Origin of the sequence: Enterococcus sp. DIV1368f, from assembly GCF_051712245.1 — a bacterium.
Taxonomy (GTDB): Bacteria; Bacillota; Bacilli; order Lactobacillales; family Enterococcaceae; genus Enterococcus; species Enterococcus faecalis.
This window is the reverse complement of sequence record NZ_JBIOON010000001.1, coordinates 942,501-960,871: the sequence shown is the minus strand read 5'-3', so window position 1 is coordinate 960,871 and position 18,371 is coordinate 942,501. Positions and strand designations below refer to the sequence as shown.

The following is an 18,371-nucleotide window of genomic DNA, read 5'->3' as shown; positions in this document are numbered from 1 at the left end:
TCTAAAATAACTTTCTGGCACCATCATCAATTGATGCAGGATAAAAATCAGCAGCATAGCCAATTTTATCTTGATAACTCTGGCCAACAGCCTCAATAAATGCATCTATATTTTTCTTTGGTACCAAAGCAATACTACAACCGCCAAACCCTGCACCAGTCATCCGTGCGCCCAAAACGCCTGGTTGTTCTTGCGCACAAGCCACTAAGGTATCCAACTCAATACCGGTTACTTCGTAATCTTTTTTTAGCGAACGATGTGAGGCATTTAATAATAAGCCAAATTCTTCCAAATCCCCTTCAGTTAGCGCTTGTTTTGCCAATAAAGTTCGTTCATTTTCTGTGACGGCATGACGCGCTCGTTTAATCAACGTTGGATCTCCAATCAATGCTTGATATTGTTCAAATGTCTCGCTGTCTAATTCACCTAAAAATTCAATAGATAACTCTTTTTGAAGCAAACGAACGGCTTCTTCGCATTCTGCACGGCGTTCATTATATTTTGAATCTGCTAATTCACGACGTTTGTTAGTATTCATAATAACAATCGTATACTCACCTAATTTGGCGGGAACCATTTCATAGTGCATATTATTGGTATCTAGTAGAATAGCTTGATCTTTTTCTCCCATCCCCACGGCAAATTGGTCCATAATTCCTGAATTAACGCCAATAAATTCATTCTCCACTTTTTTACCGATTTGCACCAATTCAAGCATTGGACAGTGTAAAGCATATAAATCATTACAGATCGTCCCCATTAAAAGTTCAATAGAAGCAGAAGAAGACAATCCAGCACCATTAGGAATCGTACCGTAGAAGAGCACATCTAAGCCAGAATCAATATTGTGTCCGCTTTCAATCAAGTAATTTAAAACGCCTTTAGGATAATTTGCCCAATCATCTGAATCTGAATAGGTTAAATCTTCTAATGTAAATTCGATGAGACCAACCTCTTTAAAATTATCAGAAAACATCCGAATTTTTTGGTCGTCTCTTTTTCTTGCCACACCAAATGTCCCTAAAGTAATAGCCGCTGGGAAAACATGACCGCCATTGTAATCTGTATGTTCACCAATCAAATTAATTCTTCCAGGGGCAAAATAACAGGCTGTCCCTTTCTCACCAAATATTTCTACAAATCGATTCATTAACAGTTCTTCCATCACTAATCGCTCCTTTCACTAGTAAACAAATTGTATAATATTTACTAAACTTTTGCAAATATTTACTTAACATTTTCTTGATTGTCATTTTGATTGAAAACGTGTACAATACAATTAAATAAAGATTTATTTTCTTAGCGTTTCTTTTTGACTATTTAAATAATCTAAAAAACAAAGTTAAATTTACTAAATATTTACTTGAAGGAAGGATTGATTATTTTGACTATTTCAACTGAATCATTTGGACAAGGAATGCTTCTTTACACACTGACGAATAAAAATGGTGTGACTTTAAAAGTAACAGATTTTGGTGCGCGAATTGTTGCGCTCGACGTTCCTCTTACAAAAAATGAATCCCGATCACTCGTGCTAGGCTTTCCCTCAGCAGATGAATATTTGTCTAAAGACGTATATTTTGGTGCAACAATTGGTCGAACAGCTGGCCGAATTGCCGATGGCTCCTTTGAACTAGCGGGTAAAACGTATCAAACGATGATTAATACTCCTACTCAAACAACACTTCACGGTGGCACACCTGGGTTTGAAAGTAAAAAATGGCACAGCGAAATCCAAGAGGCACAAGTGAATCCTTCTGTGAAATTTTGGCTAGAGAGTCCTGCTGGTGAAAATGGTTTTCCTGGAAATCTCACTGTTTCAGTCACGTATACATTGACTGAAGAAAATGAATGGCAAATTGAGTATCAGGCAACTACAGATGAACAAACACTTTTTAATCCAACCAATCATGTCTACTTTAATTTAACTGGAAATCCCGCAATCCCCATTGATGCGCATGAGTTACAAATAAATGCCCAAAAGTTTGTCCCGCTTGATGAAAGAGTTTTACCGCTTGGAGAATTAGCTTCCGTCGACCAGACAGCTTTTGATTTACAAAAACCTAAAAAATTAGCTGAGGTTTTTTCAAGTAACGATGAACAAATCCAAAAGATGAACGGCTTCGATCACCCTTTCATCTTAACCAATCATGATTTAATTAACCCAGATGTTATCTTAAAAAGTCCTACTAAAGATATCACCTTAGAAATGTTCACTGATCAACCTTCAGTTGTTATTTTTTCAGCAAATTTTGCTGATAACGGTCCCGATATTCAAGGGCAAAAATTAGTCAATCACGGAGCGCTCACATTTGAAACCCAAGTCTGTCCTGGTGCTGAAAGATTTCCGTTGTTCGGTTCTATCACCCTCTCACCTGAACAGGAATTTCACTCAACGACCCGTTTCAAACTAATTTATTAAGTGAAATGATGCTCTTAACCAAGCTTATCTTCGAACTAAAAAAGATAAGAATGGTTAAGAGCACTTCTATTATTTGACATTTTTAAACGCTCCATTTACACTATTTTCAATTAGAAAGGTGGTGATGTCTATGTATGCAATCAAATTTTTTCATGGCTATTTAACTGCAGATGGTAAACGTACGCGAGATAAATCAGGTTGTTTAGTTTACCACTCTGAAAAAGAAGCACAAAAATTAGCAGATAAAATTGGCGGGAGAGTTAAAAAAATTGGATAACCTTAGGTAAAGGATAGATAAGCAAGGCTATTTTGCTATCTGTCCTTTTTTATTTTACATATTCCTCGACTTATTGTATTGATTTGATACAATAGAGAAAAAGCCTAAAGGAGCGCTTACATGAAACAAAATGACTTTGATTATATGCAAATGTTAAAAGGTGAATTATATTACGCCCCCACCATTTTACCCGAAAACAAATCAACAAAAGGCAAGGTGTTAGCTCAAAAAATCAATCAACTTCCTATCGATAATGTGAAAGAAATTGTGGCCCTAGAAAAAGAATTATTAGGAAAAACTGGCAATGAGTTATATATCACCCCACCCCTCTATGTAGATTACGGTCGCCATATTGAGGTAGGAGAAAATTTTTATGCAAATATGGATTGCATTTTTTTAGATGTAAACAAAATCATCTTCGGTGATAATGTCATGGTTGGCCCTCGTGCTAGTTTTTATACTGCCGGCCATCCAATTGATCCAACGATTCGAACTGCAGAATTAGAATTCGGTACGCCAATTATTGTTGAAGATAACGTGTGGATTGGCGGAAGTGCCACCATTTTACCTGGCGTTACAATTGGAAAAAATGCTATTGTCGCTGCTGGTGCTGTGGTTACAAAAGACGTTCCTGCCAACACGATTGTTGGGGGTAATCCAGCAAAAGTCATTCGCAAAATTGATGAAAACGATCAGCAATTTTGGACAGAAAAGCAACGGCAGTATCAAATCGCTAAGAAGCAATTCTTTCATGAATAAAAAATCCCCAATCCAATGAAAATAACGGATTGGGGATTTTTTTAATCTTCTTCATAATAATTAAACATCCAATGGATGCCAAACTGATCTTTTAGGGAACCATACTTTTTGGACCAAAAAGTTTCAGATAACGGCATTGTAACAGTGCCACCTTCAGATAATCGTTTAAATAAGCGATCAATTTTTTCATCATCATCTGTGCTAACCACGAGCGAAAGGTTATTTCCTTCCATAACTTCAAAACCAAACATATCAGGAACATCTGAAATCATTACATAGGTTCCTTCAATAATGATACTTGCGTTCATCACTAAATCCTTTATCTCGTCGTTTATAGGATGCTCAGGATCTTCAGGTGCTTCGCCAAAAGTCATTAAATTTTGACATTTTGTATCAAAAACATCTTCATAGAACGCAATTGCTTCTTTTGCTTCACCTTTAAAATTTATATACAGCTCTAACAAATGACTCACCTTCTTTCATGATCAAATTTTATACTTTATTTTCTCATGATTTGTCAGAAAGCAAAAATAGTCTGCTTAAAAATCTGATTTTTCTAGTAACAAGGTAACAAATTTTTCCAAATACAGTTGGTCAACCGCATCATAGCTATTTGTTACACCACTATCAATATCTAAAACACCGACCAATTGATGATTTTTTACCATCGGTACAACGATTTCAGACATCGCAGCTGAGTCACAAGAAATATAATTGGCGTGTGTCTTCACGTTATCAACAATCAATGTAGCTTGTTTTTCCGCGGACTCACCACAGACACCTTTGCCCATTTTAATTCTGGTACAAGAGACTTTCCCTTGAAAAGGCCCCAAAACTAATTCTTCATCTTTATATAAATAATACCCAGCAAAAACGGTGTCTGGTAACGTTTGTGCAAGTAACGCGGACGAGTTTGCTAAATTTGCAATAGCATCCGTTTCTATTTCTAACAAACCGCTCAATTGTTGTAAGCACAATTCGTAGGCTGCTTTTTTGTTTTCTCTCGTTTGTTCAGTCATGCTTGGTTCATCTCCTTCATTTTGTCTTATTATAAAGGAAGATACGCAAAAGTGCTATGTTAAAGTGAGTCAAACAAACTTGAAACGCTGATACACGTTGTGAGCAGAAGCACTTTATAAGGATTAAACTGTGACGAGTAACCGCTGGACTGACACTATGCGTTGCTCAGAGCTGAACCCTGTTTCCTCTGTTTGGCTTTTTAGCATTCTATTTCTACCTAATTTTAAAGCAAGTTAAATCCATTGTCCTTTCAACATAATCTGGCGTTTCTGTGGTTTTCTAGCAATCACTTCTGCTGTAGAAGTTGCTTCTGTAAAAATAAAGTTTGCTTCGTCGCCTTCTGTAAACCAAAGGCGTTCTTCTTCAAATGAAAAAGGTGCTTCTTTGCCGCAGCCATGGACGTAAGCTTGAGTAAGTTGCTCTTCTGTAATCTTTCCTGTCATTTCACAAAAATTACGTAATTTTTCAAATAAATCACCTGAAACATTAGAACTCCAAGAGTCAAAAAAGCCATCACTACCTAAATGAACCGATACACCAGCTTGGCGTAACACATCAATTGGTGGCAATAAATAACGAGGATCATAAGGAATTGTAGACATAATCGCCGTTTGATGCGTTGCCAAGCGTTGGTATAGTTTTTCTTTTTCTGCTGGTCGTACATCTAGCAGCGCAAAGGCGTGACTGATAGCGGTTCGCTGAGTAAATTTTCGTTCTTCTAAAATGTCTAAAAATTTATCAATTGTATAAACGCCAACTTCCCCCGTATCATGCAAGTGGATATCGATTCCTACTTGAAATTCTTCTGCCAGATCGAAAATGGTTTCTAAAGATTCTTCAATTGCATAATCAATGCCTGCAGGATCTAAACCGCCAACCATTGTTCCACCATTTTTTAGGGCTTCTCTCATGAGTAAAACCGTGTGGGGATTTTTTAATAATCCATGCTGTGGAAAGACAACAATATCATAATCAATCACATGCGCATATTTTTCTAAGGCTCTTTTGACGCCCCAGAAGTTTTCTAGTTCTACATAAGGATCAATGTTGACATGTGTCCGAATATAAGAGACTCCATAACCAATCAATTTTTCAATCATGGCCGTCGCTCGTTGTTCTGTTGACGGAGCTAACAATTTAAGTTCACTGGCTTCGTCTGCTAAACGCTCTTTTAAATTCTTAACAGGTTGGCTAGCACGCCAGCCTAATGAAAGGTAGGTTTTATCTAAGTGATTATGGCTCTCTTGAAAAGTGGGAATAGCCAGTTGTCCGTTTAAATCAGTGCCTTGTTGCTCTTCAGTGACTTGATTTTGCGGAATAATCGCTTGGATTTTCCCTTCTTGAATCGCTAAAGTATAGCGTGCGGTTTTAGTATACGTTAATTCGTGGTGGTCTTTAGCAAAACCAGTTTCTAAACGAACATTATTCAAATAAACAATGGATGCTGTCATTCTCTTTCCCCCTTTTGAACGGCTTCAACCAGTTGTCCTTTTAGTATCAGTTGTTGGATTGGCTGTTGGCGTGCAATCACGTGAGCAGTGCTCTCAGCATTAAATAGTAGGAAATCTGCAGAATCGCCGACGTTAGGCCAAACTCGCTGCCCGTTAGGATCAAGAGGCGTTACAAAATTACTCGCTAAGCCCCATAAACGATTCAAGCGATACTCATCGCTAATTTTAAATCTTTGAGCGGCTGTATTTAATTTTTCTATTGTATTGCCACTGCCAAAAGGCGACCAATGATCCGTCAAACTGTCATGAGCCACGGAGATCTTAACACCTTGTTCAATCAAGGTTGGAATCGGCATGGTGGGCATTCCAATTGGTACAGTCGAAGTCAAATCAATACCTGTTTCGATGAATTTTTGCGCAATGTCTCTAATTGCTTCTTCTTCTAAGCCCCCTAAGGCTAAAGCATGACTTAAAGTGACTTTGCCAAACATCTTTGCTTGTTCTGTATAATCAACAAATTTATTAAATTCATAAAGTCCCAAAGTATCACGGGCGTGTAAATGAACATCAATTTTTTTATTAAATGTGGTAGCTAATTCAAATATTTTTGCGATTGAATGGTCCACATGACGATCCACAAGGGCTGGATCAACGCCGCCGACATGAGTTGCCCCCATGCGTAAGGCTTCGCGCATCAAAGGTTCGACTTGTGAGCGGAGTAATCCGTGTTGAGGAAAAGCCACAATTTCATGAGTAATGTATTGTTCATATCGACTAAATGCTTCTTTAGTAATTTCAATATGTTTCGTTCCAATAGATGGATCTACATTACAATGACTGCGGATATGATAATGGCCTTGTTGAATATACTGCTCAATAACTTGGCAAGCACGTTCTAAACTAGTTGGTAATTGTTCAGGTAACAGCCAAGTTTCTTCTTCAATACGTGTTAAAATTCCTTTCGTTAGTGGACGACAGGCCTTCCAAGGTCCCCCAAAATACGTTTTATCAATATGAATATGCATTTCTCTTAGAGCAGGTAAAACGAGTTGCTGATTCACATCGATAACTGTTTCGTTCTCTAAAGGACTTAACTGCGGTGCGACCGCAGTACAGACCTCGTTTTCAATTCGAATATCATAGCTAGCTGTTTCTGTCGCAACAATTCGCTGATTCACAGTAGAAAATCCTGTTTCTAATTTACAGTTTTTTAAAAGCATGACAAACCCCTTCCTACCTTCATTCAATTAGTTAACATAAGCCCAATTTAAACTGTACGTCGGTCCAAATGAATGCCAATACAGATCCTTGATTTTTTGATTAGCTAATACAGAAATGCTTCGATTGTAGATTGGTGCTAAAACCGTTTCCTGATTCACCAAAATATCTTGTGCTTGAGCAAAGTCATTTAAACGAGCCTCTTGATCAGCCGCATGTGTTGTTCTAGTCTCTTGGATTAATTGATCATACGTATCACTCTTGAACGTTACGCCGCCCAAGGTACTATCCGAAGTAAAGATGCGCATAACTGTTAATGGATCACGATAATCGGTTCCCCAACCAGATAATTCTAAATCATAGTCTCTCGTTTGATCACGATCAACACGAATAGTAAAAGGAACTTGAGTAACATTCACTTCTAATCCGTCTAGATTTTCTTCCAATTGAAATTGGAAAAACTCAGCAGCTTTTTTGGCGCTGTCTGTATCATCTGTTAAAAATTCTAATTTGATTTTATCCAGCCCAATTTCTTTTTTCCCTTTTTCCCAGAATTCTTTTGCTTTCGCTGTATCGTAGGTTAAGTAGTTATTTTTCTTAGCAGCTAGTTTTGTGAAATCTGTTCCATCTGGCGCAATCGTTTGTCCCGGCGGAATTACTTGATCTGTAGCCGTGGATTGATCTTGCAAGACTTCTTTTACAAAACTTTCTTTATCAAAAGCTTGTGCCAACGCTTTACGAATATTGTTGTTCGCTAAAGCCGGATTTTCTTTTCCATCACGAACACTGTTCATTTTTAAAAAGTATGTGACGAATTGAGGAATTGAAAGAAAGGCTGGATTATCAACATAACCAGGAATAAATTCACCACTTAGCTTATTCACTACATCCAATTCATTCGAGTCAAACAAATTCACCGCTGTCGTTGGGCTCTTAATTACTGAAACTTTCGCTTCTGTTAATTTAACTTTTTCAGCATCCCAATACGTATCATTTTTTTCGTAGGTCCAGTCATCGGAAGAGGCATTATCCCATTCTTTCAATTTAAAAGGACCATTATAAATCAAATGTTCTGCATCAGTGGCATATTTATCCCCTTGTTCTTTGATATATTTTTCATTTTGTGGAAACAAAACAGGAAACGAAAGTAATGATTTCAAATAAGGGGTGGGCCGTTCTAAAGTTATTTCTAACGTTTTATCATCTAGCGCCTTAACCCCAAGAGTATTCACATCTGCGCCTTCTAAAGCAATTTCCTTAGCATTTTTAATGACATCAAAAAATAACGCTTGATGAATCGATCCTGATTTAGGGGAAGCAACTTGTTTCCATGCATAAACAAAGTCATTTGCTGTTACTGGATCATCATTCGACCATTTGGCATCTTCTCTAATCTTAAATGTATAAACGGTTTCATCTTCAGAAATCGCTGGTTCTTCGACAGCGACCCCCAACTCTAATTCATCTTCTTTACCTAAAACATAGAGTCCTTCATAAACTTGATTCATGACTAAAGTCGAGGTCGTATCCCCCGCTGTGTGTGGTTCCATTGTCGAAATAGCCGCTTCAGAACTAATTGCAATTTTTTGTTCCGCTGCTTTATTACTATCAGCCGAGTTTCCCGTTCCCGCCTGACAAGCCGTTAAAGCTAAAAGCAAACCGACACATCCTAACATTTTTAATTTTTTCATACCGATCCCTCCATTTTACAAACTATAACCTTCAAAGTTACCAGAATTTTCTGATAAAATATAGAAAAAGAAGCATATCTGATAAGAGTCTCAAAAAACTTACAGATTATAGAAATACTTGAGAAATTTAAAGTAGCTGAAACAATAGTAAAAGCATTAAAAATTAAGTATACTATTGCTATATCTTTAAACGATGCGTTTCTATAGGTTGTAAGCGCTGATTGTTCTTATTTGGTCACTTGTGACTACCAATCACGTGATGACTTGGAACTTTTTTCTATTAGTATAAGGATACCTTATTTTCCCTAAAATAGTTTTGTAACATCTTACAATAAATACACTTAATTTTTAGATAATTCATACAAAAGGAGGCCTTGCTAATGATGACGGTTAATGATCTACTCCATGCAGAAGAACTACCTGGTTTAACCTTATTGACGCACGAGACCAATTTAGATGCGCCAATTCTACAAGCAAATATTTTAGAAAATCCTGATGCTTTTGACTGGCTAACGCCAGGAGAAATTTTATTAACTACCGGCTATATTTTCAAAGATCAGCCTTGCTTGCAAAAACGTCTTATTCAAGAACTAGCAAATATGAACTGCGCTGCTCTAGGCTTTAAAGTCCAACGTTATTTCAATGAAGTTCCACAAGAGATGATCCAATTAGCGAATGACGTCGGATTACCAATTCTCTCAATCCCTTATAATTACAACTTTTCTCAAATTATTTCATTGGTCAATCGCCGAGTCAATCAACCTGACGAAACGATTAGCCAACATTCTGTTCATATGCATAATAAATTTTATACAATTATCAAAGCTGGCGGAAAAAGTACCCAATTACTGGAAGTATTAAGTGCCGCAATTCAAGCGCCTGTAATGCTTTTAGATGAGCGTTTTCAGATTATGAATCATTTTGATTTACCTGATGCGCCAACAAGAATCACCAGTATTTTAAACAACGCGACTCTCAAAAAACAGTTTGAGACAGCTTTAAAAGCCCAGAACAATGAGCTCCTATTATTTTATAAAGAACCATTGACTGTTGAATTTTCCTTAGCGAACCATCAGTTATCTTTGCGAATTTTACCCATCAAAAAGAAAAATCTCAGCTTATCTTACTTAGTGATTTGGCAAACTACCAAAAAATTACAGACGATTGATTTATTATCTGTGGAGGTCTGTGCTCACTACCTTTTACCACAACTTCAATTAGAATCTTCGGAAAATTTAACAACGAGGCAAAAGATCGGGGCGCTGTTTCAAGACCTTATCCAAGAAAAAAATACCAATCCTCAAGCTTGGCAAGAATTTAGTAATTATCTGCAATTAAATGAAAAAGATACATTTAGTCTCTTGCTTGTAGCCATTGAACAATTGGAACAACTGTTTAATCCGACTATTCAAATGAATAGCATTGGCCATCAATTGAATCATATTTTAGAAGGATATCGACAAAAAATTACTGCCTTTCCTACACAAACTGGCTTTATTTTATTACTAGAAAATCCAGCACAAGAGGAAGCCGCCTACCTTGCACAAACCACTCATCTTGCCAAGAATTTACTAGAGCAACTAATGAAACTGAATCCAAAATTATCATTTAAATTAGCGATTGGTCCAACTGTCAAAAAAATCACCAATCTGTGTGATTCTTATAAATTAGCACAAGAAACATTCCACTTAGCACAAGCAAGTCAAGAATTACAACAACGAACTATTTTGAATTATGATGACCTCTTTTTTTATCGTTTAATGATCGAAACCCTGACCAAACAAGCCAAACAAAAAATATATCAACGATTGATTGAACCATTAGAAAAAGAAGATCAAAAACATGAAAGTTCCCTACTAGAAACCATCAATACCTACTTTCAATCGAATAAAAATATTTCGTTGACTGCCACAAATATGTATGTACATCGTAATACAATTATTTACCGCTTAAAAAAAATAGAAGAGATTCTTCACTTAACTTTAGAATTTCCTGATAGTTCGCTACAACTAAGTTTGGCTGTTTATTTATATAAACAAAAATTACTATAAAAAGGCCACCACGAATAGTAAATCGTGGCGGCTTTTTTAACTGTTTCAATTTTGTTAGCGAATAATCATTACAGAAATTGGGGCATATCGAGCCATATAAGCTGCTTGGCTACCAAAAAAGCTTTTTAATTTGCTAGTTGACTTGGAGCCAATAATTAACAAATCTGGTTTATTCAAAGGAATAAGCTTATTAATAATTAATTCTCCTGGGTTCCCTTCATTGACAATTACACTTACTTTATCGATGCCATTCGCTAACGCTTCTTGTTGATATTTTTCCGTTTGTTTCTCTAATTTCGCCAACTGTTCTTGCCAATAATTTTTATCTAACGATTGGTAAACATTAATCTCTTTCTCTTCTAAAATCGAAACAATAACCAATTCAGCTTGTTCTTCTTTTGCTTTTTGGATAGCATAATGAAATGCTTTTAACGCATCTGGCGACTCTTCAACACCAACCATAATTTTTGAAAATTTCATTATTTAACCTCCTCTACTTGTTGCTCCATAGCTGCAAGCTGCTGTGCATATCGTTTATCGCCTTTATATAATTCTACAACCGTCCAAACTAACAAGAGGATGACGAGTGCTATGATGACATAAGCAATATTATCGGCTAACGTAATTTGACTCGCTGTCGGATTATCACCGAAGAATCCTTCAATTTGATCAGGTAAGCCTTTCATATTGAGGTAAATTAAGCCAATGACAGAAACCCAGCCTAACAATTTAATTAACCACGAGTTTTTAAAATGTTCACCCATTTCAACACGGCTATCTGTAAACATCAGTAAAGGCAACATCGAAAATGGCAAAGCAAATGCTAGAAAAACTTGTGAATTGTTCATTAAATTATTAATCGCAATATGCTCCTCCACTGTACTTTTTCCGCTGGTCATTAAAACACAAATTAAGACAGGAATAACAGATAACAAACGTGTGACCATCCGACGTAACCAAATTGGCACACGCATATGAATAAACCCTTCCATAATAATTTGACCAGTTAAGGTTCCTGTAATTGTTGAATTTTGTCCTGATGCCAATAAGGCTACCGCAAATAAAATCGATAAAATTCCAGAACCTGCAATATGCGCTAAAATAGAATTACTCATAACCGCTGGATTTGATAAAGCATCAAACAAACCAAAGAATGAAGGATCTTTGACACTGCCGGATTTAAAAACGGCCACACCCATAATCAATAACAAAGAGTTAACAAAAAATGCCATCGTTAATTGAATATTAGAATCCCAAGTTGAAAAGCGTAAAGCGCGTTGAATATCGGTTTTATCTTTACGATCAATTTTACGACTTTGTACAACAGAAGAATGTAAATACAAATTATGAGGCATCACTGTTGCACCAATAATCCCCAATGCACCTGTCAGTGGCGTTTGCCCATTCACCGCATGTGATGTAGAAAAAGCTTCTGCGCTAGGAACCAGCCCTTTAATTACATCTCCCCATACTGGATTTGACAATGCCACTTGATAAGCAAAAATCACAAAAATAACAACAATTAAAGCAACAACAATAGCTTCAATTTTTCTAAAACCAATTTTTGTCAATAACAACAAAAGTAAAACATCAAATACCGTAATGAAGACAGCCAGCCCTAAAGGAATATGAAATAATAAATATAAGGCAATTGCGCCCCCGATAACTTCAGCGATATCTGTAGCCATAATTGCTAACTCTGTTAAAATCCATAATACAATACCTAACGTCTTACTAGTTCTAGCACGAATCGCTTGTGCTAAATCCATCTGTGAAACAATACCTAATTTAGCAGCCATATATTGGAGCAACATTGCAATCAAACTGGAAATTAAAATAATCGACATCAATAAATATTGAAAATTTTGTCCCCCAGTAATTGAAGTAGACCAGTTTCCTGGATCCATATACCCCACTGCTACCAATGCTCCTGGACCTGAGTAAGCAAATAACGTTTTCCAAAAACTCATATTTTTAGGCACGTCAATGGTGCCATTAATTTCTTCAAGCGAAGGACCATTTGCATATTCAATCAAATGATGTCTTTGCTTTGGTTCATGTTCTTCTGAATTTTTCAATTCAATTCCTTCTTTCGTTTTGCAATAATTTTAAAAGGCCCCTCTATCAGAAGGTTAACCTCTAATATATTTTAGGTACACCTAAAATATACTGCTAAAAATAACAAAATGCAAGACTTGAAAGAAAATTTTGACAGTGTAAAAATAGATTGTCGTAAATGTGTAGTCTTAAAGTTTGAAGAAATTAGGGTAGCTGGTAGTTGATTATCTTAAGAATTAGAAAATAAGGGACCTAAGTCATTTCAGCTTAGGTCCCTTATTTTGTTTTTATTCGGTTACTCTATTAAGAATGGTTGCTACAATTTCTGTCGTGTCAGCTGAATGATTTCTAAAAATCTCGGTAAACTGAATCTGACGAAAACCTTCAAGTACTTCGGGCAACTTATTTTTCCCCCATTCAAAAGTTCCATCATTTCTTTTCAATAATCTTTGTAAAATTTCTTCTTTCTCGACCGCTAACAAAAAATGGTAAACGTCAATGCCTGCTCGTCTCAGATATCCAATCAGCTCTTCTTCATATTCCTTTTTATAAAGGGTCATTGGAACAATAATCGGCCGTCCAGACTCTTTGGACATTCGTTTTAATAAATGAGCATTCCAGCAACGCCATTCCTGATACTCTTGAAAATCATTTTCTTTCATTTCTTCGGGAATTAATTCCATTAATGCACTACCAATAATTTCTGGATCATAAATGATTGCATTGGGAAGTTTTTGTTGTAACTCATGTGCAATGGTCGTTTTTCCGGCTCCAAACGCACCGTTTAACCAAATAATCATCATAATTTCCTTTCTTCTGAACAAATTTCTTTGTTGCTTAATTTAGGTGCTAGATTACTTTTAATTTTTTTATCTTTTTTATTTGTTCATCTACGCTATGTGTGCCATCTAAAAGATAGTCTGAACTTGCTGATACATTTTTTTCATGTTCTATAAATAGTGGTCTAACATTATTTAAATAGTTATGGGCCCACTTAATAATACTTTCTCCTTGAGAATAAGAATAATCTCTAATCACTTGGCGAGCAAAACAAACATCTAATGGCGTTTTCAGGTAGATCACAATATCAATAAAAGGCTTCAAATCATCGTGTAAATAGCCAAATGGAAAGTCTATAAAAATATAGTTAAATTTGCCTTGAGCATTCACAGAAAAAAAGTCTTTCATTAACTGGGTAATATCGAATAAATTGACTGCAACGTTGAAATTTTTTAATAAAAAAGCATGGGATGGTGCCGATGGCAAAGCATCAATACTATAATCATCGAATGAAAGTACATAAGCATTTTCAACAGTATCAGATAAAGCATTAATGAGTGTCGTTTTTCCACTTGCTGTCACACCGCTAATTACTATCACTTTTGTTTTCAATACACTACCTCCCAAAATTTTATCCATGCACGTATAGTTACTACTTACATCTTTAACAGTAAACGAGACAAACTAAAAATACAACATCCTATGCTATTCACCTTGGGTTACATAACATACTCATCTGATAATTTCCCCCTAAAAAAACAGAATGTGGGCAATCTTTTTAAGAATGATTGAATAGAATAACAACAAACAGTCATTCAGGTATAACCAGCTAGAAATTGTTTTATTTTTAGTCACGAGTATGATAAGCATGTAAATCAAATAGAATCATATTAGGTGAGGTTACTCTGAAGAACACAGGTTATCGCTCGGAAATGTCGAGAGACAGTAACGAGTAAAGCAGGGATTGTCGAATTAAGGCTTTCCTAAGATAACTAGAATTTTTTTCTTACGTCTCAGAAAGCCAAAGCTCAATTATTGTGATTACCCTATAATCTTCTTCTTTTATTCGGCGACCTCTTTAATATGATTAATTGGAGGTTTTTAAATTGAAAGCTGTCACTGCATCATCTAAGAAAAATACCCTACTTGCTAAAAGTATCGGGAATCTTACCTTGCTCATCATTTTAGGCATTTTCATTTTTATCATCGTCTTCTCTTGGCTAAAAATGAATCGCCCTCTTCACACCCTGCCCTCAGAAGAATTCCTCGCAACACCAAGTAAAACAGATGATTTCTTATCTCCATCAAATCTTTTTTACTTTTCAATTCGAACCATGTTTCGAATGATTGTAGGCATGGCTTGGTCCTTCCTGTTTTCCTTTGTTTTTGGCATTTTAGCCGTAAAATATAAAACGGCACGAAGAGTCATTTTACCATTAGTTAATTTCCTTGAATCTGTTCCATTACTAGGCTTTTTGACCTTTACAACTGCTTGGTTACTTGGTTTATTTCCAGGAAATGTGATGGGCGCAGAAGCGGTTGCTATTTTTGCCATCTTCACAGGTCAAGCTTGGAACATCATGTTGACCCTTTATCAAATAATGGAAGTTATTCCTTCAGATCTAGTCAATGTGACCGATCAGTTCAAGTACAATGCTTGGGAAAAATTTTGGCGTCTTGAATTTGTTTACTCAATTCCTGGCTTACTTTGGAACGTTATTATTTCTCAAACTGCGGCTTGGTTTGCCTTGGTGGCTAGTGAGCAAGCTTCTGTTGCCTTTCCTAAAGAAACCAACCTTTATTTACCAGGAATTGGTTCTTATATCCAAGTAGCATTAAATCGAGCCGACTTTAAATCCTGTTTATGGGCTGTTTTTGCCTTATTAATCAATGTGGTGATTTTAAACTTTTTAGTTTTTCAACCTTTAGTTCGAGCCACTTATTATTTTAAATATGAAACAGATGTCGAAAGTACGACGCCACCTAAATCCATCATTTATCATTTATTAAAAAAAGCAACTTTAACAAAATACTTTTCAAAAGCTTTTGTGAAATTCAGTCATTTTTGGATTTACGATTTACCAAAAGTTTGGTACTTTTTCAAGCTAGACTATCTCTATCGATTACTAGCAAAATTACGCCATTTCTTCAAAACATTATGGTATGTCAGCTTAACCATTATTGGGGTTTATTGTTCTATTAAGCTCTATCATTTTTTGCCCCATCAAGATTTCAGCATGATTCCTAGATTAACACTTTATACTACGCTACGGGTTACCTTGGCTATGGTCGTTGCTGGCATTATCTTTACTCCCTTAGCAATCTGGGTTGCGAATGATAATCGGCGCTTAAGTATCGTTCAACCGATTGGACAAATTTTAGGCTCCATTCCGTCAAATGTTTATACTCCATTCATTGTGTTGATTATTAGTATGGGCTTCAACAAATTAGAATGGTGGATTTTACCACTCATCATGGTTGGTTGCCAATGGTATTTTTTCTTTAATGTAATTGCTGGCTACTTAGCCATCCCTGATGATATTCGTGACGTAACCAAACTTTTTAAATTATCTAAATGGCAATGGTGGACAAAATTTTTGATCCCTTCTATCTTACCTTACCTCATTACAGCAATTATTAACGCTGCTGGTGCTGCTTGGAACGCTGATATCGCAGCAGAAAGCATTCAATGGGGCACAAAATCAATAGATGTTACTGGCCTAGGACAATATATTGCAGCAAACGATGGTGTAAAAGATAAATCTGCCTTAGGAACCTTAGCGATGTGTTTCGTTGTTGGTTTATGTATCGCCTTTGTTTGGCAACCTTTATATCGAGCAGCAAAACAAAAATTTCACTATTAATAGCTGGACGACTCAACTCGACTAAATTTTTAAGATAAACTAGAGAGGAGAACGATAGGTTATTTCCCTTGACCTATCTAATAAGACGATGGAAAATAAAGAATTATTAAGCATAAAATCAGTATATAAAGAATTTGAAATTGAAGGACATTCAGAACATTTAAAAGTCCTTGAAAATATTGATTTAACAGTTAAAACGAATGAATTTTTAAGTATTATCGGACAATCAGGAACAGGAAAATCAACGTTGCTCAGAAGTATCGCTGGACTTCTTCGTACAACTAGAGGTGAAATTACTTTTGAAGATAAAATCATTAATGAGCCTGATGCCAATATCGGCATGGTTTTTCAACATTTTGCCCTTTTTCCTTGGTTGACAGTTGAAAAAAATATCAGCTTTGGCTTAGAAAACCGTAAAGAAATTTCTCGCGAACAAATAAATAAAAGAGTCAGTAATCTCATTGAAATGATTGGTTTAACTGGTTTTGAAAAAGCATATCCCAGAGAGTTATCTGGTGGAATGAAACAGCGTGTAGGCTTTGCTCGTGCTTTAGCCATCGAACCTAGTTTATTGCTCTTAGACGAACCTTTTTCAGCTTTAGATATCATTACAGCCAGCCAATTATCCAATGATTTATTAGAAATTTGGTTAAACAATCAAATTGCGACTAAATCAATTGTAATGATCACGCATGACGTTCAACAAGCAGTTCAACTTTCTGATCGGGTTGTATTAATGGATGCAAATCCTGGTCGTATTGCCAAAATTTACTCAATCGATATCCCAAGAAATCAACGTTCGCCAAAAACAACCATTGATATTGTAGAACAAATAACAGAAGAAATGGTTCGTCGCATTCATTTGTAAATAGAACTGTTTTGACTTCTGCTTATGTCTTGACAAAGAGTTACTTAAAAGACTATTATTTCTTTGTAATAAGTTAGGTGAGGCTCCTATACAAACATAGGCTATTGCTCAGAAATGTCGAGAGACACCAATGAGTAGAACAAGACTGGTCGAGGAGAAGGCTTTTCTCAAAATAGCTAAGAGTGATCTTTACGTTGTATAGTGCTAAAGCTCAACGTTCATGTTGATGTATATTTTTAGTCTCTAGTCAATCAGTTAAGTACTTTTATTTAAAATTAAGAGAGGAGTGAAAGTATGACTACTATGTTAGCAATCATTGGAACTGTTGTAATCATCACAGTTCAAGTTATTGAATATAATATGACAGAAATTCATATTCCCACTGCAGGAACATTTAATGACGATGATGCAGAACCCCCACATTCTTCTGTAACCCTTGTATTTATTCGCACTATACTTATCACTCTCTCACTTAACTTTCCATCTCATTTTTTTGAGATGGTTTTTTTTATGTATTCGAGAAAATAATAAACAAAAAAGACTGTTAAATCATTGATTTAACAGTCTTTAGTATACCGGCGGCCGGGGTCGAACCGGCACTCCCGTGAAGGAACTGGATTTTGAGTCCAGCGCGTCTGCCAATTCCGCCACGCCGGCAAGATATTTTGGAAGGCGGTAACCGGATTTGAACCGGTGATGAAGGTTTTGCAGACCTCTGCCTTACCACTTGGCTATACCGCCATATTCCATTTTTGTTACAAAAAAACTGGGGTAGCTGGATTCGAACCAACGCATGACGGAGTCAAAGTCCGTTGCCTTACCGCTTGGCTATACCCCAATAAAATTACAAAGGGCGACCGATGGGAATCGAACCCACGAATGCCAGAGCCACAATCTGGTGTGTTAACCACT

17 protein-coding genes, 4 tRNA genes and 2 riboswitches (1 of these 23 only partly in view) are annotated in these 18,371 nt (G+C 36.2%); of the genes, 7 read left to right on the top strand and 14 right to left on the bottom strand.

All coding sequences use genetic code 11. The annotated features are described in order from the left end of the window. Position 1 precedes the first annotated feature (1 nt). The gene (locus tag IGL07_RS04960; protein WP_075575633.1) at positions 2–1,165 is read right to left on the bottom strand and encodes a galactokinase; all 1,164 of its coding nucleotides are present in this window, start codon (positions 1,163–1,165) and stop codon (positions 2–4) included. A 198-nt stretch (positions 1,166–1,363) separates the two neighbouring features. On the opposite strand from IGL07_RS04960, the gene galM reads away from it, so the two are divergent. The 3 genes from galM to IGL07_RS04945 all read left to right on the top strand — a co-directional run bounded on the left by galM (position 1,364) and on the right by IGL07_RS04945 (position 3,458). Next, entirely contained in the window at positions 1,364–2,422 is a 1,059-nt protein-coding gene (gene galM / locus IGL07_RS04955; protein ID WP_025189504.1) for a galactose-1-epimerase, read from the top strand. A 130-nt stretch (positions 2,423–2,552) separates the two neighbouring features. Beyond that, positions 2,553–2,699, top strand: coding sequence for a hypothetical protein (locus IGL07_RS04950; protein WP_002384758.1), 147 nt, complete (start codon positions 2,553–2,555; stop codon positions 2,697–2,699). Between the two features lie 120 nt (positions 2,700–2,819). Beyond that, positions 2,820–3,458, top strand: coding sequence for a sugar O-acetyltransferase (locus IGL07_RS04945; protein ID WP_002365472.1), 639 nt, complete (start codon positions 2,820–2,822; stop codon positions 3,456–3,458). Between the two features lie 41 nt (positions 3,459–3,499). Here the strand turns inward: IGL07_RS04945 and IGL07_RS04940 are convergent, their stop codons facing one another. The 5 genes from IGL07_RS04940 to IGL07_RS04920 form a co-directional block, all read right to left on the bottom strand. Then, positions 3,500–3,931 carry a VOC family protein gene (locus tag IGL07_RS04940; protein WP_016630493.1) on the bottom strand — a complete coding sequence of 144 codons (432 nt, stop codon included), beginning with the start codon at positions 3,929–3,931 and terminating at the stop codon, positions 3,500–3,502. A gap of 66 nt (positions 3,932–3,997) precedes the next feature. After that, positions 3,998–4,477, bottom strand: a complete 480-nt coding sequence (locus IGL07_RS04935) for a GAF domain-containing protein (protein WP_002360627.1) — start codon at positions 4,475–4,477, stop codon at positions 3,998–4,000. Positions 4,478–4,711: 234 nt separating this feature from the next. Continuing rightward, positions 4,712–5,929, bottom strand: coding sequence for an amidohydrolase (locus IGL07_RS04930; RefSeq protein WP_010817147.1), 1,218 nt, complete (start codon positions 5,927–5,929; stop codon positions 4,712–4,714). Continuing rightward, positions 5,926–7,176 (bottom strand): amidohydrolase family protein, encoded by a 1,251-nt coding sequence (locus tag IGL07_RS04925; protein ID WP_025189503.1) that lies wholly within the window; start codon positions 7,174–7,176, stop codon positions 5,926–5,928. Before IGL07_RS04925 ends, IGL07_RS04930 begins: the two co-directional genes overlap by 4 nt. Beyond that, positions 7,177–8,838: a peptide ABC transporter substrate-binding protein gene (locus IGL07_RS04920; protein ID WP_195526224.1), complete on the bottom strand. Its 1,662-nt coding sequence runs from the start codon at positions 8,836–8,838 to the stop codon at positions 7,177–7,179. It lies immediately after the preceding gene. 380 nt (positions 8,839–9,218) lie between these two features. Here IGL07_RS04920 and IGL07_RS04915 point away from each other — a divergent pair, with 380 nt between their 5' ends. Further along, the gene (locus tag IGL07_RS04915; RefSeq protein WP_002377870.1) at positions 9,219–10,889 is read left to right on the top strand and encodes a PucR family transcriptional regulator; all 1,671 of its coding nucleotides are present in this window, start codon (positions 9,219–9,221) and stop codon (positions 10,887–10,889) included. A gap of 54 nt (positions 10,890–10,943) precedes the next feature. Here the strand turns inward: IGL07_RS04915 and IGL07_RS04910 are convergent, their stop codons facing one another. The 4 genes from IGL07_RS04910 to IGL07_RS04895 all read right to left on the bottom strand — a co-directional run bounded on the left by IGL07_RS04910 (position 10,944) and on the right by IGL07_RS04895 (position 14,366). Further along, positions 10,944–11,369 (bottom strand): universal stress protein, encoded by a 426-nt coding sequence (locus IGL07_RS04910; protein ID WP_002358161.1) that lies wholly within the window; start codon positions 11,367–11,369, stop codon positions 10,944–10,946. Continuing rightward, positions 11,369–12,967, bottom strand: a complete 1,599-nt coding sequence (locus tag IGL07_RS04905) for an Nramp family divalent metal transporter (RefSeq protein ID WP_002382010.1) — start codon at positions 12,965–12,967, stop codon at positions 11,369–11,371. Before IGL07_RS04905 ends, IGL07_RS04910 begins: the two co-directional genes overlap by 1 nt. A 267-nt stretch (positions 12,968–13,234) precedes the next feature. Next, entirely contained in the window at positions 13,235–13,750 is a 516-nt protein-coding gene (locus IGL07_RS04900) for an AAA family ATPase (RefSeq protein WP_025189346.1), read from the bottom strand. A 46-nt stretch (positions 13,751–13,796) separates the two neighbouring features. Then, the gene (locus tag IGL07_RS04895; protein ID WP_025189502.1) at positions 13,797–14,366 is read right to left on the bottom strand and encodes an adenylyl-sulfate kinase; all 570 of its coding nucleotides are present in this window, start codon (positions 14,364–14,366) and stop codon (positions 13,797–13,799) included. 240 nt (positions 14,367–14,606) lie between these two features. Beyond that, positions 14,607–14,774: riboswitch (M-box (ykoK) riboswitch) on the top strand. Between the two features lie 44 nt (positions 14,775–14,818). Between IGL07_RS04895 and IGL07_RS04890 the strand changes: the two genes are divergently transcribed. From IGL07_RS04890 to IGL07_RS04880, 3 genes are all read left to right on the top strand, one after another. Continuing rightward, complete coding sequence (locus IGL07_RS04890; protein WP_025187111.1) at positions 14,819–16,591, top strand: ABC transporter permease subunit; 1,773 nt, start codon at positions 14,819–14,821, stop codon at positions 16,589–16,591. An 88-nt stretch (positions 16,592–16,679) separates the two neighbouring features. Continuing rightward, on the top strand, positions 16,680–17,459 hold the full coding sequence (locus tag IGL07_RS04885; RefSeq protein WP_002360638.1) for an ABC transporter ATP-binding protein: 780 nt from the start codon (positions 16,680–16,682) through the stop codon (positions 17,457–17,459). 62 nt (positions 17,460–17,521) lie between these two features. After that, positions 17,522–17,689: riboswitch (M-box (ykoK) riboswitch) on the top strand. A 64-nt stretch (positions 17,690–17,753) separates the two neighbouring features. Continuing rightward, entirely contained in the window at positions 17,754–17,987 is a 234-nt protein-coding gene (locus IGL07_RS04880; RefSeq protein ID WP_010817143.1) for a hypothetical protein, read from the top strand. A 45-nt stretch (positions 17,988–18,032) separates the two neighbouring features. On the opposite strand, the gene IGL07_RS04875 is transcribed toward IGL07_RS04880, so the two are convergent. The 4 genes from IGL07_RS04875 to IGL07_RS04860 all read right to left on the bottom strand — a co-directional run. Next, a tRNA-Leu gene (locus IGL07_RS04875) sits at positions 18,033–18,116 on the bottom strand. A gap of 13 nt (positions 18,117–18,129) precedes the next feature. Beyond that, positions 18,130–18,200 (bottom strand) — tRNA-Cys (locus IGL07_RS04870). 25 nt (positions 18,201–18,225) lie between these two features. Continuing rightward, positions 18,226–18,297, bottom strand: a tRNA-Gln gene (locus tag IGL07_RS04865). A 14-nt stretch (positions 18,298–18,311) separates the two neighbouring features. After that, positions 18,312–18,371: transfer RNA gene (locus IGL07_RS04860), tRNA-His, on the bottom strand (it continues 13 nt past the right edge of the window).

Excerpts from the sequence above, each read along its gene's own strand:
- IGL07_RS04920 (WP_195526224.1), bottom strand. The coding sequence starts at position 8,838 with ATGAAAAAATTAAAAATGTTAGGATGTGTCGGTTTGCTTTTAGCTTTA.
- IGL07_RS04880 (WP_010817143.1), top strand. The coding sequence starts at position 17,754 with ATGACTACTATGTTAGCAATCATTGGAACTGTTGTAATCATCACAGTT.
- IGL07_RS04950 (WP_002384758.1), top strand. The coding sequence starts at position 2,553 with ATGTATGCAATCAAATTTTTTCATGGCTATTTAACTGCAGATGGTAAA.
- IGL07_RS04915 (WP_002377870.1), top strand. The coding sequence starts at position 9,219 with ATGATGACGGTTAATGATCTACTCCATGCAGAAGAACTACCTGGTTTA.
- IGL07_RS04900 (WP_025189346.1), bottom strand. The coding sequence starts at position 13,750 with ATGATGATTATTTGGTTAAACGGTGCGTTTGGAGCCGGAAAAACGACC.
- IGL07_RS04930 (WP_010817147.1), bottom strand. The coding sequence starts at position 5,929 with ATGACAGCATCCATTGTTTATTTGAATAATGTTCGTTTAGAAACTGGT.
- IGL07_RS04945 (WP_002365472.1), top strand. The coding sequence starts at position 2,820 with ATGAAACAAAATGACTTTGATTATATGCAAATGTTAAAAGGTGAATTA.
- IGL07_RS04960 (WP_075575633.1), bottom strand. The coding sequence starts at position 1,165 with ATGGAAGAACTGTTAATGAATCGATTTGTAGAAATATTTGGTGAGAAA.
- IGL07_RS04935 (WP_002360627.1), bottom strand. The coding sequence starts at position 4,477 with ATGACTGAACAAACGAGAGAAAACAAAAAAGCAGCCTACGAATTGTGC.
- IGL07_RS04895 (WP_025189502.1), bottom strand. The coding sequence starts at position 14,366 with ATGGATAAAATTTTGGGAGGTAGTGTATTGAAAACAAAAGTGATAGTA.
- IGL07_RS04885 (WP_002360638.1), top strand. The coding sequence starts at position 16,680 with ATGGAAAATAAAGAATTATTAAGCATAAAATCAGTATATAAAGAATTT.
- IGL07_RS04910 (WP_002358161.1), bottom strand. The coding sequence starts at position 11,369 with ATGAAATTTTCAAAAATTATGGTTGGTGTTGAAGAGTCGCCAGATGCG.